Genomic DNA, 16,052 nt, shown 5'->3' with positions numbered 1-16,052 from the left:
CACACCGCGAGCGTGCGCGTCTGCTGGCCAACACACCGCAATACGTCAGCATTCTGCGCACGCTCGCGCATGTGAGGGAAGCCTCGACCCGTTACGGCCAGTCCTAGGGCGGAGGCAGCACCGGGGGTCGGCACACATTCGCGACCGGATCCCACCACCAGCCGTTGTCGCATGCCAGCGGCGTGGTGCCGATCGCGGGCCGACAGGCGTTGGCCGCGGGATCCCACCAGCCGTTGTCGCAGTTCGGCACCAGCGGCGCCTGGCAACTGTTTGTCACGGGATTCCACCACGAGCCGTTGTCGCAGTCTGCGCGGCTCACCGCGGGCGTGAGCGCCGCGGTGAATGCCATCGGAACGAATGCTGCAGCGGCGATCGCCGCGGCGCGCTGCAGTGTCTTCACGGTTCCCTCCCATAGACCGTTTCGCAACTCACGATGTCGTTTCGATCAGCGCGATTGTAAGTTCGCGACCTGCGGCAGATGGCGTAATACCCGTATCCGCACCCGGTTTGACCTGGTGTAGGCCCCGTGCAGGCGGCGCAATCAGTTAACCCGCACCACCACCGAATCCGGCGCGCCGCGGCGCCCCTCGCGGCGCCCTTACCGTGTTTGCGTGTCGAAGCCCGAAGCGCATCCCGGTCCGTTGCCGATCCGGCGTCCCCGCGCCGACCAGGCCCGTCAGGTGGCCGACGTGCTGCGTCATCAGATTTACGATGGGGTCTACGCAGACGGGCTGCCCACCGAGGCCGAGCTGGCGGCGGAGTTCTTTGTTTCCCGCAATGCCATTCGCGAAGCACTTTCCGTGCTCAAGAACGAAGGTTTGATCGACCGCGGCACCAAGGTCGGCACCCATGTGGCGGTCCGCAAGTACGACCACGGCCTCGACGCGCTTGTCGGACTCAAGGAAACGTTCAAGGACTACGGCGAGGTCCGCAACGAGGTCCGGGCGGTGCTGCATCTGGCCGGCCCGCCGGGTGTGACGCGCAAGCTCGCGTTGGAGCCCGGCGCACAGGTGGTCTACATCGAACGGCTCCGTCATCTCGGCGACCTACCCGTGTCACTGGATCTGACCTATTTGGTTCCCGACATCGGCGAGCAGGTCATCGGGCATCCGCTGGAGACCAACGACGTGTTCGCGCTCATCGAGCAGGTCAGCGGACACCGATTGGGCGGGGCAACCTTTGCGCTGGAGGCGGTTTCGGCCGATCCGCATTCGGCGGCCACTCTGCAGGTGCCCGCCGGATCGGCGTTGCTGATGGCCGAGCGCCTCACCAGTCTGGACGACGGCAGGCCAGTCGACCTCGAATACATCCGCATGCGTGGTGACCGAATCACCATGCGCGGCAACCTTGTTAGGAGCGACGCATGACGTTGGTCAATCAGCGCGCCGATGTCCCCGTGACGATCGACGAGTCCCTGTGTATCGAAGGCTGCACCTTGTGCGTCGATGTGTGCCCCCTGGACGCCTTGGCGATCAACCCCGCCAACGGCAAGGCCTACATGCACGTCGACGAGTGCTGGTACTGCGGGCCGTGTGCCGCTCGCTGTCCCACCGGCGCCGTCCATGTCAACATGCCCTACCTGATCCGTTAGAGGACCCGAAGTGAAGACAGCCCTGATCGCCCTGGCCGTGGGATTCACGCTCGCCATGGCCGGTTGCTCGCTGGACTCGGCAACGAAGTCCGCCAACACCGTCGACGTGGTCGTCGGCTACCAGTCCAAGACCATCAACACCGTCACTGCCGGAACGCTGCTACGCGCTCAGGGCTACCTGGAGCGACGGTTGGCCGATATCACCACCCGCACCGGCACCAAATACAACGTCACCTGGCAGGACTACGACACCGGTGCGCCGATCACGGCGCAGATGGTGGCCGAGAAGATCGATATCGGCTCGATGGGTGACTACCCGATGCTGATCAACGGATCGAAGACGCAGGCCAACGCGCGCGCCAAGACCGAGATCGTCTCGGTCACCGGGTACAACCCCAGGGGTGCACTGAACATGGTTGTGGTGGCGCCGAATTCGCCTGCCCAGACCTTGGCTGACTTGGCCGGTAAGAAGATCTCGGCCAGCGTCGGATCGGCCGGTCACGGCATGCTTGTTCAGGCGCTCGGCAAGGCAGGCGTCGATCCCAAGACCGGAGTCGAGGTGCTCAACCAGCAGCCGCAGGTCGGTGCATCGTCTCTGGAATCCGGTCAGGTACAAGCGCTTTCGCAGTTCGTCGCATGGCCCGGCCTACTGGTGCAGCAAGGTAAGGCGCGGCTGCTCTACGACGGTGCCGAGTTGAACTATCCGACCCTGCACGGCGTGGTAGTGCGACGTGCGTACGCCGCCGAGCATCCCGAGGTGCTCGATGCCTTCCTGCAGGCCCAGCTCGACGCGACCGACTTCCTCAACACCAAACCGCTGGAGGCAGCCCGGATCGTGGCCGACGGCAGCGGATTACCGCAGGAAGTGGTCTATCTCTACAACGGGCCGGGTGGCACCTCGTTCGATACCACACTCAAGCCGTCCCTAATCGAGGCGCTCAAAGGCGATGTGCCGTACCTGAAATCGATCGATACCTTCGCGGACCTCGACGTCACGGGGTTCGTACAAGATGCTCCGCTGCGGGCCGCATTCGCCGAGCGGGGCAAGGACTACGAGGCCGCACTGAAGTCGACCGTCAATCCTTCGGTGCTCGGCGGCACCGACACGCTGTGCAATGCTCCGGTCGACAACCCGGCGACGGCGAGCGAGCTGTGGCTCGACGGTTCTGACAGCACCGTCGCCGCGGCGACGCCGACCTGCCTGCTCAAAGCCGTCCGCGACGCCGAGGCCCGCGGCGTGAAAGTTCGGGCCGCCTACGTCCCCGATGCCGAACTGGGCACCCGGTGGTTCGCCGACAAGTCGGTGTGGGTCCAGGACGGTGCCAACTACCTGCCATTCGGCACCCCGGCGGGCGCCCAGCGCTATACCCACGCCCACCCGGGCACCACCGTCGTCGACTACCAGCAGGCTTTGGCGGGTGCGGTATGACCACCACCGACGCCGTTCCCGCCTCGGGCGCCGCCACAGCGGCGGTCACCATCGCACTGATCACCAACCGCCGCACCGCATCGCCGTGGCGATACCGCTTGGTGCGGCTGGGGTCGGTGCTCGCCGCCATCGGGTTGTGGCAGGTCCTGACCGCCAACCACGTGCGCGCCGGGCTGCGTTTCGACACTCTGCCCACGGTCACCGACATCGCCGCCGCGCTGGTGCACCGCCTCGGCACCCCCGAGTACTGGCTGGACCTCGCCCAGTCACTGATCCGGATTCTCACCGGATTCGGGCTGGCTGCGGTCGTCGGGGTGATCACCGGCATCCTGCTCGGCCGCTCGACCCTGTTCGCCGACGTCCTCGGGCCGCTGACCGAACTGGCCCGGCCGATCCCGGCTATTGCCATGGTTCCGGTGGCCATCCTGCTGTTCCCCAGCGACGAGGCCGGCATCGTGTTCATCACGTTCCTGGCCGCGTACTTCCCGATCATGGTCAGTGTCCGCCACGCCGTGCGCGCTCTGCCGACCATCTGGGAAGACTCGGTGCGCACCCTCGGCGGCGGGCGTTTGGACGTATTACGCCTCGTCGTGTTGCCCGGCATCCTGCCCGGCCTGTTCGGGGGGCTCTCGGTGGGCATGGGCGTCGCGTGGATCTGTGTGATCTCGGCCGAGATGATCTCGGGCCGGCTCGGTGTCGGCTACCGCACGTGGCAGGCCTACACCGTGTTGAACTACCCCGACGTGTTTGTCGGCATCATCACCATCGGCGTCCTGGGCTTCGGTACGGCCTCCGCGGTGGAACTGATCGGCCGTCGGGCCACCCGGTGGCTGCCCCGTGCCGAGGAGTCGGCCCGATGAGTGCTCGCGCGAAGAGCGTCGTTGCGGTGAGCGCTCCCGCGGCGACTGCCGGCATGCGACTGGAGCTCGACGAAATCACGTTGTCCTACACCGGGACCCCAGTGATCGACGGGCTGAGCCTGACCGTGCAGCCCGGTGAGATCCTGGTGCTCACCGGACCGTCGGGCTGCGGCAAGTCGACCTTGCTGCGCGCGTTGACCGGCCTGCTGCGTCCTGATGCGGGCCGGGTGCTCGCCGACGACGAACCGGTCACCACCACCTCGCGGGACCGGGGCATGGTGTTCCAGGACAGCGCGCTGCTGCCTTGGCGCACCGTGCGCTCCAATATCGAACTGGCGCTGCAACTCCGCGGCGAGCCGCGCAATAGCCGCCGCAGCGGGCCGCGCAATGACCGCTGCGGCGAGCCGCGCAATGACAGACGCGATCGTGCCGAGCGCTGGATCACCGAGGTCGGGCTGAGCGGCTTCGCCGACTTCCTGCCCAAGAGTCTCTCGGGCGGTATGCGCCAACGGGTTCAGTTGGCCCGCGGCCTGGCCGGTGCACCCCGCGCGGTGATGATGGACGAGCCGTTCGCCGCGCTGGACACCCAGACTCGCGCCGCCATGCAGCGGCTGCTCATCGACACCTGGCGGGCGCACCCGACCACGGTTGTCTTCGTCACCCACGACGTCGATGAGGCGTTGACGCTGGGGGACCGGGTCGCGGTGCTAGGCCGCGCGGGGCAGCCGTTGCGTGCGCTGCTCGACGTGCCCGAGCCCCGTACCGACCACATTGGACGCCCGGCGTTACGCGCCGAGATCATTGCCGCACTGGAGCAATCATGACCGAACCGACTGCCATCCCGGACATCGCCGATGCGCTGCGGCTGGACTGCGACGTCCTGGTGATCGGAGGTGGCACCGCGGGCACGATGGCAGCGCTGACGGCGGCCGAGAACGGCGCGCAGGTGCTGCTGCTGGAAAAGGCCCACGTGCGGCACTCCGGAGCGCTGGCCATGGGTATGGACGGGGTGAACAATGCCGTCATTCCCGGCAAGGCCGTACCTGAGGATTATGTCGCCGAGATCACCCGGGCCAACGACGGAATCGTCAACCAGCGCACCATCTATCAGACCGCGACCCGGGGTTTCGCCATGGTGCAGCGGCTCGAGCGCTACGGGGTCAAGTTCGAGAAGGACGAGCACGGCGAGTACGCGGTGCGCCGGGTGCACCGCTCGGGGTCCTATGTGTTGCCGATGCCCGAAGGCAAGGACGTCAAGAAGGCGCTGTACCGCGTGCTGCGGCAACGTTCGATGCGGGAGAAGATCCGCATTGAGAACCGGTTAATGCCGGTGCGGGTATTGACCGATCCGGATACCGGCAGGGCCGTCGGAGCCGCCGCATTCAACACCCGCACCGGGGAATTCGTCACCGTCGCGGCCAAAGCCGTGATCCTCGCGACCGGGGCCTGCGGGCGGCTGGGCCTGCCGGCGTCGGGCTACCTGTACGGCACCTACGAGAACCCCACCAACGCCGGCGATGGGTACGCGATGGCCTATCACGCCGGCGCCGAGCTCTCGGGTATCGAATGTTTCCAGGTCAATCCGCTGATCAAGGACTACAACGGCCCGGCCTGTGCCTACGTGGCCAACCCGTTCGGCGGCTATCAGGTCAACGCCCTCGGTGAGCGGTTCGTCGACTCCGACTATTGGTCGGGCCAGATGATGGCCGAGGTGAAGCAAGAGATCGAATCGGCGCGTGGTCCGATCTATCTCAAGCTCAGCCATCTGCCGGACGAGACGCTGACCGCGATAGAAAACATCCTGCACACCACCGAACGGCCGACCCGCGGAACCTTCCACGCCAACCGCGGACACGATTACCGCAGCCATGACATCGAGATGCACATCTCCGAGATCGGTTTGTGCAGTGGGCATTCGGCGTCCGGGGTATGGGTCGACGAGCATGCCCGCACCACGGTGCCCGGGCTGTACGCGGCAGGCGACCTGGCCTGCGTACCGCACAACTACATGATCGGCGCGTTCGTCTACGGCGATCTCGCGGGTGAGCATGCCGCCTCGACCCGCACCGATGTCGATCTGCCGCAACAACTTCCAGCCGACCAGCTGGCCGGGGCACACGAGCTGATCTATCGGCCCCTGCGTCAACCGGACGGCCCGCCCCAGCCTCAAGTGGAATACAAGCTGCGGCGGTTCGTCAACGACTATGTGGCACCGCCGAAGACCGCGACCAAGCTGTCGATCGCGGTGCAGACTTTCGAGCGGATGGCCGGTGAGGTCGCCGGAATCGGCGCCCGCACCCCGCATGAACTGATGCGCGCCGCCGAGGTGTCGTTCATCCGCGACTGCGCGGAGATGGCGGCCCGCTCGTCGCTGACTCGCACCGAATCCCGCTGGGGGCTCTACCACGAGCGCGCCGACCTACCCGATCGTGACGACGAGGGGTGGCATTACCACCTCAATCTGTACAAGGACGACGACGGTGCGATGCGGTTCGTCAAGCGGCCGGTGGCCCCGTATTTCGTGCCGGTTCCGGGTCTGGAGCATCTGCCGTCCGAGGATCCCGTCACCCCGGTCGCGCAGCCTGACCCGCACGGTGGACGGGCACCGGCCGCACAGCGGTCGCGGGTACGCACCGATGCTCCGGTGCCGCCGCCGTCACCGCGGATCGCCGCCGTGCTGGCCTTGCAGGAACCGTCGCTGGCCGACCTCACCGATTATCTGGCCGACCCGGATGCAGGGGTGCGGCGCACCGCGGTCGCCACGCTGGTTGAGCAGTTGCCTGATGGTTACCAGGCGGCACTGGTCGCCGCGCTGGGCGATCGGGACGCTGCGGTACGGCGGGAAACTGCCGACGGTGTACGGGAATTGGTCGAGGTGCTGCCTGAACCGGGAGAGTTCGCCGGGCGGTTGCAATCCCCGGATCCGGTGGTGCGCGCGGTCACCGTGTATCTGCTCAGTTCGCGGCGCGTCGGTACCGGCGGCGCCTATCGCAATGCCCTGACCGACCCGGATCACCGGGTGCGGATCGAGGCGGTGCGGGCTCTGGTATCCGTCGACGATGACGAAGGTGTGGCCGAGGCCGCGCGCGACGCGAACCGAGAGGTGCGGATCGCGGCCGCCAACGGGCTGGCGACACTGCGCTCGGGGGCCGGCACGGTGCGCGAGTTGCTCGGCGACCCCGACCCATTGGTCCGCGCGGCCGCGCTGGCGTCGCTGGGTGAGGTCGGCTGCGACGACGCCGATGTACCCGATGTGCAACGCGCACTGGGGGAGTCGGCCTGGCAGGTGCGGCAGGGCGCGGCGCGGGCGTTGGCCGGTGCGCAGCCTGCCGTCGCGGTGCCCTCACTGTCTCAGGCGTTGGCCGACCGGCATCTCGACGTCCGCAAGGCGGCCGTGCTCAGCCTCAGCCGGTGGGCTGACACCGAAACGGCGGCACGCGATGCGCTCACAGGTGCGCTCGACGACGGTGACGCCGATGTCCGGGCCTACGCGCGTCATGCGTTGTCGCGTGTGGGCTGATCCGGTCAGCGCCCTACCGGGTACTCCGGCAAGGCGATGGTGTCGCCTGCGGTAAACCATTTGCGTTCGGCAAACGGCCGAAAAGGCCAGCGCTGCATCCATTTCATCACTTGGGCGGTCAGTGCGATGTCCTTCTCCGACTTGGGAAGGTAGCCCTCGATGCCGTTGGGCAGATCCTGACAGCGGGTGATCAGTGGCCGCATCACGGCCTCGTAGCTGGCCAGTGCCGCGGGGATCTGGTCGGGATCCAGGTTGTTCGCCGCGCCGAGTTCGCCAGCCAGCACGTAAGCCCCGGCCAGCGCGAGCGTGGTGCCCATCCCCGACAGCGGCGAGGCGCAATAGCCGGCGTCGCCGACCAACGTCACCCGCCCCCGTGACACTGCGGGCATGTGGATCTGTAGGAAGGCATCGAGATAGAAGTCCTCGGCGGCCCGCGCGGCCTCCAGCAAGGCTGGGCAATGCCAGCCGGCCCCACTGAATTGCCTTGACAGCAGCGCCAACTGCTCGGTGGTATCGCGGCGATCGTAGTCGATCGGTTCGGATCGGAAGGCGAGCCCGGCCTTGCACAACGTTGGGTCGTGCGACGGGCGCATCGACGCGTTGTGTCCGGGCTCCTGGTACATCAGATACCACCCGTCGAGACCAGCCGTGTCGGGTGCGGTGAACCACGCGTGGTAGCCGCCAAGGTATTTGCCGAACTGCTCCTCCGGTCCGAACACCAGGCGGCGCACGTTGGAATGCGGGCCGTCGGCACCGACGATGAGATCGGCGGCAACCTGGGTCCCGTCACTGAGCGTGGCCACCGTGCCGTCGATCGCGGTGATGCGGGTGGAGAACCGGTACTGTGCGCGGTCCCGGGTGGCCTCGTACAGCACGTCGACCAGATCGCCGCGCAGGATCTCCACCGCGGAGACCACACCGTTGCCGTGGAACGCCGTCACCGGCATCTCGGCCCGGCGCCGCCGTCCGCGTGCACCCAGGCGATACCGCGCTGGTCGACGGTGCGCGACAGCATCGATGTCATCAGGCCCATCCGCGTGACCACCTCGCGACCCGCTCCGCGCAGGTCCACGGTCTGTCCTCCGGGGCGGATCGTGGGCGCGGATTCGACGGCGACGACGCGGTAACCGAATTCGGTCAGCCAATGGGCGAGTGCCAGGCCCGCAACCCCGGCGCCGCTGATGAGCACAGTCGGCTGGTCCATGGCCCAGAGCCTACCGACCCAGTCAAACGGGCCCGGATAAAACGTTGCTGAACAATGGTTTTCAGCGATCGAGCGCCTGATAGGTGCGACGGACGAACCGGGGCTGGGCGGACTGTAGCCGGGCCAGTGAGGTGTTGCCGGCCACGGCCGCCGCGTCGACCGACATCTTCGGATGATTTTGGATCAGGTACAGCAGGATCAGGTCCGCCGACGGGTCGGCCTGCCACCATGTGCCGTATGCGCCCGGCCAGCTCAATGTGCCCAGCCCACCCGGCCCGAACAACTGCCGCGATGTGGCCGGATCTGTGACCACCGACAAGTTGAGCCCGAACCCGCGGCCCACCCAGAATGGCGATCCCAGAAAGCGATGCTGCTTCTGCTCGGCGGTCAGCCGGTCGGTGCGCATCAACGTGACCGACTCCTCCGAGAGCACCCGTACCCCGTCTACGGTCCCGCCGGCCAGCAGCATGCGGGCAAAGGTGAGGTAGTCGTCGACGGTCGAGAACAGGCCCGAACCGCCGGCGCAGAACGGCGGGTCCACGATCGGCGCCGGCCCCATCACGTCATCCCGCAGCACCGGGCCGTCGGCGGCCGTAATGTCGAGCTGGTACATCGTGGCGGCCCGGCGTCGCCCCGCGGGGGTCACCGAGAACGCCGTGTCGGTCATGCCCAGCGGCGTCAAGATGCGTTCAGCCAGTACCTGTGACAGCGGTTTGCCTTCAATCCGCGACAGAGCGATGCCCAACACATCGGTGCCATGGCTGTAGGTGAGCCGGGCTCCGGGCTGATGGGCCAGCGGCAACGCCGCAAGGGCGGCCAGCCACCGGTCCTGGTCTTGGCGCAGGGACAGCTTGCCGTACTCCCGGCTCAGCGGGCCAGTCACCGAGAACACGTAGGCCAGGCCGCTGCGGTGGGTCATCAGATCGTCGAACGTGATGGGCCTGCGCGCTGGTTCCGTGCGATCCAGCGGCCCGCTCGGTTCGGTCAGCACCCGCATGTCGGCCAGTTCGGGCAGCCAGCCGGTGACCGGCTCGTCGAGGCGCAGCTTGCCCTCTTCGACCAGCGTCATCGCGGCGGCGACGGTCACGGGCTTGGACATCGATGCGATCCGGAAGATGGCGTCGCGTTGCATCGGCAGTCGCGCCTGGACGTCGCGATAGCCCAGCTCGTTGACCTGCAGAACTTTTCCCGCCTGCCACACCAGTGTCACCGCGCCGGCGAGCAGGCCGGCGTCGATGGCCTCCCGGATGGATGCTTGATTGCCGTCGAGGTTCACCCGCGTCACGTTAGCGGGCCCGCCACGACCCGGCTCGACGGTCCCGCCGCGCATTTCCGACAAGAATGACGGCGGGTTGCGCGATACTTCCATGCGAACAACGCGGCGTGAGAAGAGGCAGATGACCCAGCAGGACCAGATCGACGGCGAATCAGGACCCGTCGCCAGCCCCGCACCCAACCCGATGAACAGAGTGGCCTTCGCCAGTTTCATCGGCACAGCGATCGAGTTCTACGACTTCTACATCTACGGGACCGCGGCCGCCCTGATCTTTCCCCACGTGTTCTTCCCGAACATGGGGTCCACGATGGCGACCATCTCGTCATTGGGCACCTTCGCGGTCGCGTTCCTGTCCCGTCCGATCGGGGCCGCGGTGTTCGGACATTTCGGAGATCGGCTGGGGCGCAAGAAGACTCTGGTTGCGACGCTGCTGATCATGGGCTTGTCGACGGTATGCGTCGGGTTGGTGCCCAGTGCCGCGACCATCGGCGTCGCCGCACCGATCATCCTGCTGATGTTGCGGCTGCTGCAAGGGTTCGCCGTCGGCGGCGAGTGGGCGGGTTCGGCACTGCTGAGCGCCGAATACGCGCCCGTCGGGAAACGTGGCACCTACGGAATGTTCACCCAGCTCGGTGCCGGCGCGGGCCTGGCCGTGAGCAACTTGGTGGTGTTCATCGTCAGCGTCACCGTCGGGGAGAAGAGCGCGGTGTTCCTCGACTGGGGCTGGCGGCTGCCGTTCCTGTTCAGCGCGGTACTGCTCATCGTGGCGCTGTACGTGCGGCTGAGTATCGACGAGACACCGGTGTTCGCTCGCGAGCAGGTCGCCGGTGGCGTGCCGAAAGCGCCGTTCAACGAGCTGTTCCGCACCCAGAGCAAACAGGTGGCACTCGCGGCGGGCTGCATGGTCGGCATCTTCACCATGAGCTTCCTGGGTGGCACCTACCTGATGAGCTATGCCAGCACCCGCATCGGGCATCCCCGCAGCCTGATTCTCGGTGTCGGTGTGCTCGCCGGTGTGGCTCTGATGGTCTTCTCGGCGATCTCGGCGATGCTGTGCGACCGGTACGGTCGACGCCGCATCATCCTTGTCGGATTCGCGCTCGCCCTGCCGTGGGCGTTCGTCGTGATGCCGTTGATCGACTCCGGCTCCCCGGTAGGCTTCGCGGTCGCGATCGCCGGCATCTTCTGCATCTTCGGGCTGTCCTACGGACCCATCGGGTCTTTCCTGCCAGAGATCTTCGCCACTCGCTACCGCTACACCGGCGCCGGCATGGCGTTCAATCTCGCGGGCATCGTCGGTGGCGCCATCCCACCGCTGGTGGCCGGCGCGCTGGTAGCGAGCCTCGGCAGCTGGGCGGTGGGCCTGATGATCGCCTTCTTCGTAGTGGTCAGCATCGTCTGCACGGCACTGCTGCCCGAGACGAAGGGTGCCGCGCTGGAAAAGGACGCCGCTGTTACCGGATAGCGGCACCGTCGCTGTTGCCTGCTAAGCTACGCGGCAGTTCGACGTCCTTTAACGATCCGTCCCGAGAGGCGGAGAAGGAGGTCAGGGTCACCTTATGGGCTCTTCAAGTGCCGACCGGGAATTGATGTCTGCGGCGGACGTTGGCCGAACCATTTCCCGGATCGCGCATCAGATCATCGAGAAAACTGCGTTGGACGATCCCGCCGAGCGGGGCCGCGTCGTACTTCTCGGAATCCCCACCCGCGGCGTGATATTGGCCACCCGGTTGGCCGACAAGATCAATGAGTTCGCGGGCGTGACGCTGCCACACGGCGCGCTGGACATCACGCTCTACCGCGACGATCTCAACTTCAAACCGCCGCGCCCGCTGGCGTCGACGTCGATCCCCGCCGGCGGTATCGACGGCGCAGTCGTCATTCTCGTCGACGACGTCCTTTTCTCCGGCCGATCGGTGCGCTCGGCGCTCGATGCGCTGCGCGACATTGGCCGACCGAGCGTCGTTCAGCTCGCCGTGCTGGTCGATCGCGGGCACCGCGAGCTGCCCATCCGCGCCGACTATGTCGGCAAGAACGTGCCGACTGCGCGCAACGAAAGTGTGCACGTTCTGTTGGCTGAGCATGATGACCGTGACGGCGTGGTGATTGCCCGATGAGCGCTCGCGCGAAGAGGAGACAACTGCGATGACGACGCGCCATCTCCTATCGGCGGCCGAGCTGACTCGGGAGGACGCTACGGCGATTCTCGACGACGCCGACCGGTTCCGCGAGGCACTGCTGGGGCGTGAGGTCAAGAAGCTGCCGACGCTGCGCGGTCGCACCATCATCACGATGTTCTATGAGAACTCGACCCGCACCCGCGTGTCCTTCGAGGTGGCCGGCAAGTGGATGAGCGCCGACGTGATCAACGTCAGCTCCTCGGGATCGTCTGTGGCCAAAGGGGAGTCGCTGCGTGACACCGCGCTGACGCTGCGGGCCGCCGGTGCTGACGCGCTGATCATCCGCCACCCGGCCTCCGGTGCGGCCCAGCAACTCGCCGAGTGGACTGCTGAGGACGGCGGGGGAGGCCCCAGCATCATCAACGCCGGGGACGGCACTCACGAACATCCCACCCAGGCCCTGCTCGACGCCCTGACCATCCGTCAGCGGCTCGGCTCCATCGACGGCAAGCGCGTGGTGATCGTCGGCGACGTGCTGCACAGCCGGGTGGCACGGTCGAATGTGTCGCTGCTAGCCGCCCTGGGCGCTGAGGTGGTGCTGGTGGCACCGCCGACGCTGCTGCCGGTCGGTGTGTCCGGCTGGCCGGTCACGGTCTCGAACGACCTCGACGCCGAGCTGCCCGCCGCCGACGCCGTGCTGATGCTGCGGGTGCAGGCCGAACGGATGAACGGCGGGTTCTTTCCGTCCGCACGGGAGTACTCGGTGCGCTACGGACTGTCCGAGAAGCGTCAGGCCATGCTGCCCGGCCATGCGGTGGTGCTGCACCCGGGCCCGATGCTGCGCGGCATGGAGATCGCTTTCCCGGTGGCCGACTCGTCGCAATCGGCAATACTGCAACAGGTTTCCAACGGTGTCCACGTGCGGATGGCGGTGCTGTTCCATCTGCTGGTTGGCGCGGACCAGGAGGCGATCAGCGTATGAGCAAGAACCCGCAGGGCAACCCACAGGTGCTGATCCGCGGAGTCCGGCTCTATGGCGAGGGTGAGCCCGTCGACGTTCTGGTCGCCGACGGGCAGATCATGGAGATCGGCGCGGAACTGGCCGCCCCCGACGCCGAGGTGATCGAGGCCGCAGGCCAGGTGTTGCTGCCGGGATTCGTCGACCTGCACACCCACCTGCGTGAGCCGGGTCGCGAGTACGCCGAGGACATCGAAACAGGTTCTGCCGCTGCGGCATTGGGCGGATACACCGCGGTGTTCGCGATGGCCAACACCGATCCGGTGGCCGATACCGCCGTGGTCACCGACCACGTGTGGGCTCGGGGCCAGCAGGTTGGGCTGGTCGATGTGCACCCGGTCGGTGCGGTCACGGTGGGCCTGGACGGCAAGCAGCTCACAGAAATGGGTCTGATGGCCGCCGGGGTCGCCCAGGTGCGGATGTTCTCCGACGATGGTGTGTGCGTGCACGATCCGCTGGTGATGCGCCGCGCACTGGAATATGCGTCGGGACTGGGAGTGCTCATTGCCCAGCACGCCGAGGAACCGCGGCTTACGGTCGGCGCCGTCGCACACGAGGGCCCCAACGCCGCCCGGCTCGGCCTGGCCGGCTGGCCGCGCTCGGCCGAAGAATCCATCGTCGCACGGGATGCCATCCTGGCCCGCGATGCCAAGGCCCGGGTGCACATCTGCCACGCGTCCACTGCTGGCACCGTCGAGTTACTGAAATGGGCCAAGGCGCAGGGTATCTCGATCACCGCGGAGGTTACGCCGCATCACCTGCTGCTCGATGACTCCCGGCTGGCCAGCTATGACGGCCGCAACCGGGTGAACCCGCCGCTGCGCGAGGCCGCCGACGCGCAGGCATTGCGGCAGGCTCTGGCCGACGGTGTCATCGACTGCGTGGCCACCGACCACGCGCCGCACGCCGAGCACGAGAAGTGTTGCGAATTCTCCTATGCCCGGCCGGGCATGCTCGGACTGCAGACCGCGCTGTCGGTGATCGTCGAGACCATGCTGCGCCCCGGACTGCTGACCTGGCGCGGGGTGGCCAAGGTGATGAGCGAGGCTCCGGCGGCCATCGTCGGCCTGCCCGATCAGGGCCGCCCGATCGAGGTCGGTGAACCGGCCAACCTCACGGTGATCGACCCGGACGCGACGTGGACAGTGGCGGGAACGGATCTGGCCAGCCGTTCGGACAACACGCCGTTCGAACAGATGGAACTGCCCGCCATGGTCACTGCCACGCTGTTGCGCGGCCGGATCACGGCACTCGACGGAAAGTCGAGACGGTGAACACTCCCACGTTGGTCGCCTCTGTGGTGATGGCGGCACTGGTCGCCCTGCTGATCGCGTTCCTGATCCGCCAGATGATGCGGGGTTGGTTGCACCGGGCGCAACGCCAGGCCGAGTTGATCGGCACTCTGCCCACGCTGCCTGACACCGTCAGTGCGGCAACGGTTTCGGCGACCAAGGGGCTCTATGTGGGCACCACGCTGGCGCCACACTGGAACGACAAAGTCGCCGCCGGCGATCTCGGGTTCCGGGCCAAGGCTGTGCTGACGCGCTATCCCGAGGGAATCATGTTGCAGCGCAGCGGGGCCGGCCCCATCTGGATCCCGAACGAGTCGATCACCGCGATCCGTGCCGAGCGAGGCATCGCCGGCAAGGCGCTCACCCATGATGGGATTTTGGCCATTCGGTGGAAGTTGCCGTCGGGCACCGAGATCGACACCGGATTCCGCGCCGACAACCGCGCAGAGTACGACCGCTGGCTTGAGGAGAAGGCATGACGAACAGTAATGAGAAGCACAGCGGATCATCCGGCGGCACCGCGGTGCTGGTGCTGGAGGACGGCCGCATCTTCACCGGAACCCGATTCGGGGCTGTCGGCCAGACGCTGGGGGAGGCCGTGTTCTCCACCGGTATGTCCGGTTATCAGGAAACACTGACCGATCCCAGCTACCACGGGCAGATCGTGATCGCCACGGCACCGCAGATCGGCAATACCGGTTGGAACACCGAGGACGGCGAAAGCCGCGGGGACAAGATCTGGGTGGCCGGGTACGCGGTGCGCGACCCGTCGCCGCGGGCATCGAACTGGCGGGCCACCGGCACCCTCGACGATGAGCTGGTGCGCCAGGGCATCGTCGGTATCGCCGGTATCGATACCCGCGCGGTGGTGCGTCACCTGCGTACCCGCGGGTCGATGAAGGCCGGTGTGTTCTCCGGGGACGCCTTGGCCGATGCCGATGAGCTACTCGCCCGGGTCCGCAGCCAGCCTTCGATGCTGGGCGCCGACCTGGCCGGCGAGGTCAGCACCCGTAGCGCCTACGTCGTTGAACCAGATGGAGCGCCTGAAGGCGGACACCGGTTCACGGTGGCCGCCATCGACCTGGGCATCAAGACCAACACCCCACGCAACTTTGCCCGCCGTGGCATCCGCAGCCACGTGCTGCCGTCGTCGGTGACCTTCGACGCGATCGCCGACCTCAAACCCGACGGCGTCTTCTTGTCCAACGGCCCGGGAGATCCGGCGACCGCGGATCACATCGTCGGGGTCACTCGCGAGGTGCTCGCTGCGGGAATCCCGTTGTTCGGCATCTGCTTCGGCAACCAGATCCTGGGCCGGGCGCTGGGCCGGTGCACCTACAAGATGGTGTTCGGCCACCGCGGCATCAATATCCCGGTGATCGACCACATCACCGGGCGCGTGGCGATCACCGCACAGAACCACGGTTTCGCCCTCGAGGGTGAAGCCGGCGAGGTCTTCGACACCCCGTTCGGCAAGGCCGAAGTCAGCCACACCTGCGCCAACGACGGTGTGGTGGAAGGTATCCGGCTGTCGGACGGGCGCGCGTTCTCGGTGCAGTACCACCCCGAGGCCGCGGCGGGCCCGCACGATGCCAACTACCTGTTCGACCAGTTTGTCGATCTGCTGTCGGGGCGGACGAAATGACCCCTTGCACCGCGAGCGTGCGCGTCTGTTGCACCACACGCCGCATTTCCACCTGCAAATGCGCACGTTCGCGCCGAGATAGGCCGGAGGCCGAATA

14 protein-coding genes and 1 pseudogene are annotated in these 16,052 nt (G+C 67.0%); 12 read left to right on the top strand and 3 right to left on the bottom strand.

Annotated features, from left to right (window positions below):
- Positions 1-103: 103 nt before the first annotated feature.
- A complete protein-coding gene (locus tag B133_RS0108270) occupies positions 104-400 on the bottom strand; it encodes a hypothetical protein (RefSeq protein WP_018600314.1) in 297 nt (98 codons plus the stop codon).
- A 211-nt stretch (positions 401-611) separates the two neighbouring features.
- Between B133_RS0108270 and B133_RS0108265 the strand changes: the two genes are divergently transcribed.
- From B133_RS0108265 to B133_RS0108240, 6 genes are read left to right on the top strand one after another with little or no spacing between them, the layout of a single operon-like run.
- Positions 612-1,367, top strand: coding sequence for a GntR family transcriptional regulator (locus tag B133_RS0108265; RefSeq protein WP_036418494.1), 756 nt, complete (start codon positions 612-614; stop codon positions 1,365-1,367).
- A complete protein-coding gene (locus tag B133_RS0108260) occupies positions 1,364-1,591 on the top strand; it encodes a ferredoxin family protein (protein WP_018600312.1) in 228 nt (75 codons plus the stop codon). Before B133_RS0108265 ends, B133_RS0108260 begins: the two co-directional genes overlap by 4 nt.
- A gap of 55 nt (positions 1,592-1,646) precedes the next feature.
- Positions 1,647-3,020, top strand: a complete 1,374-nt coding sequence (locus B133_RS0108255; protein WP_051088102.1) for an ABC transporter substrate-binding protein — start codon at positions 1,647-1,649, stop codon at positions 3,018-3,020.
- Positions 3,017-3,880, top strand: a complete 864-nt coding sequence (locus B133_RS0108250; protein WP_018600310.1) for an ABC transporter permease — start codon at positions 3,017-3,019, stop codon at positions 3,878-3,880. The genes B133_RS0108255 and B133_RS0108250 overlap by 4 nt, the downstream gene beginning before the upstream one ends.
- A complete protein-coding gene (locus B133_RS0108245; protein WP_051088040.1) occupies positions 3,877-4,704 on the top strand; it encodes an ABC transporter ATP-binding protein in 828 nt (275 codons plus the stop codon). Before B133_RS0108250 ends, B133_RS0108245 begins: the two co-directional genes overlap by 4 nt.
- Positions 4,701-7,400, top strand: a complete 2,700-nt coding sequence (locus tag B133_RS0108240; protein WP_018600308.1) for a fumarate reductase/succinate dehydrogenase flavoprotein subunit — start codon at positions 4,701-4,703, stop codon at positions 7,398-7,400. The genes B133_RS0108245 and B133_RS0108240 overlap by 4 nt, the downstream gene beginning before the upstream one ends.
- 5 nt (positions 7,401-7,405) lie before the next feature.
- On the opposite strand, the pseudogene B133_RS22530 reads toward B133_RS0108240, so the two are convergent.
- A pseudogene (locus tag B133_RS22530) lies at positions 7,406-8,604 on the bottom strand (FAD-dependent monooxygenase).
- A 61-nt stretch (positions 8,605-8,665) separates the two neighbouring features.
- A complete protein-coding gene (locus B133_RS0108230) occupies positions 8,666-9,880 on the bottom strand; it encodes a serine hydrolase (RefSeq protein ID WP_026256139.1) in 1,215 nt (404 codons plus the stop codon).
- 121 nt (positions 9,881-10,001) lie between these two features.
- On the opposite strand from B133_RS0108230, the gene B133_RS0108225 reads away from it, so the two are divergent.
- The 6 genes from B133_RS0108225 to carA all read left to right on the top strand — a co-directional run bounded on the left by B133_RS0108225 (position 10,002) and on the right by carA (position 15,955).
- A complete protein-coding gene (locus B133_RS0108225; RefSeq protein ID WP_018600306.1) occupies positions 10,002-11,345 on the top strand; it encodes an MFS transporter in 1,344 nt (447 codons plus the stop codon).
- A 94-nt stretch (positions 11,346-11,439) separates the two neighbouring features.
- Complete coding sequence (gene pyrR / locus B133_RS0108220) at positions 11,440-11,997, top strand: bifunctional pyr operon transcriptional regulator/uracil phosphoribosyltransferase PyrR (protein ID WP_026256138.1); 558 nt, start codon at positions 11,440-11,442, stop codon at positions 11,995-11,997.
- A gap of 28 nt (positions 11,998-12,025) precedes the next feature.
- A complete protein-coding gene (locus B133_RS0108215) occupies positions 12,026-12,982 on the top strand; it encodes an aspartate carbamoyltransferase catalytic subunit (protein ID WP_018600304.1) in 957 nt (318 codons plus the stop codon).
- On the top strand, positions 12,979-14,292 hold the full coding sequence (locus B133_RS0108210) for a dihydroorotase (RefSeq protein ID WP_018600303.1): 1,314 nt from the start codon (positions 12,979-12,981) through the stop codon (positions 14,290-14,292). The genes B133_RS0108215 and B133_RS0108210 overlap by 4 nt, the downstream gene beginning before the upstream one ends.
- Positions 14,289-14,789, top strand: a complete 501-nt coding sequence (locus B133_RS0108205) for a hypothetical protein (RefSeq protein WP_018600302.1) — start codon at positions 14,289-14,291, stop codon at positions 14,787-14,789. The genes B133_RS0108210 and B133_RS0108205 overlap by 4 nt, the downstream gene beginning before the upstream one ends.
- Entirely contained in the window at positions 14,786-15,955 is a 1,170-nt protein-coding gene (gene carA, locus B133_RS0108200; RefSeq protein WP_018600301.1) for a glutamine-hydrolyzing carbamoyl-phosphate synthase small subunit, read from the top strand. Before B133_RS0108205 ends, carA begins: the two co-directional genes overlap by 4 nt.
- Positions 15,956-16,052 lie beyond the last annotated feature (97 nt).

Origin of the sequence: Mycobacterium sp. 155, assembly GCF_000373905.1 — a bacterium.
Classification (GTDB): Bacteria; Actinomycetota; Actinomycetes; order Mycobacteriales; family Mycobacteriaceae; genus Mycobacterium.
This window is presented reverse-complemented; position numbering and strand designations above follow the sequence as displayed.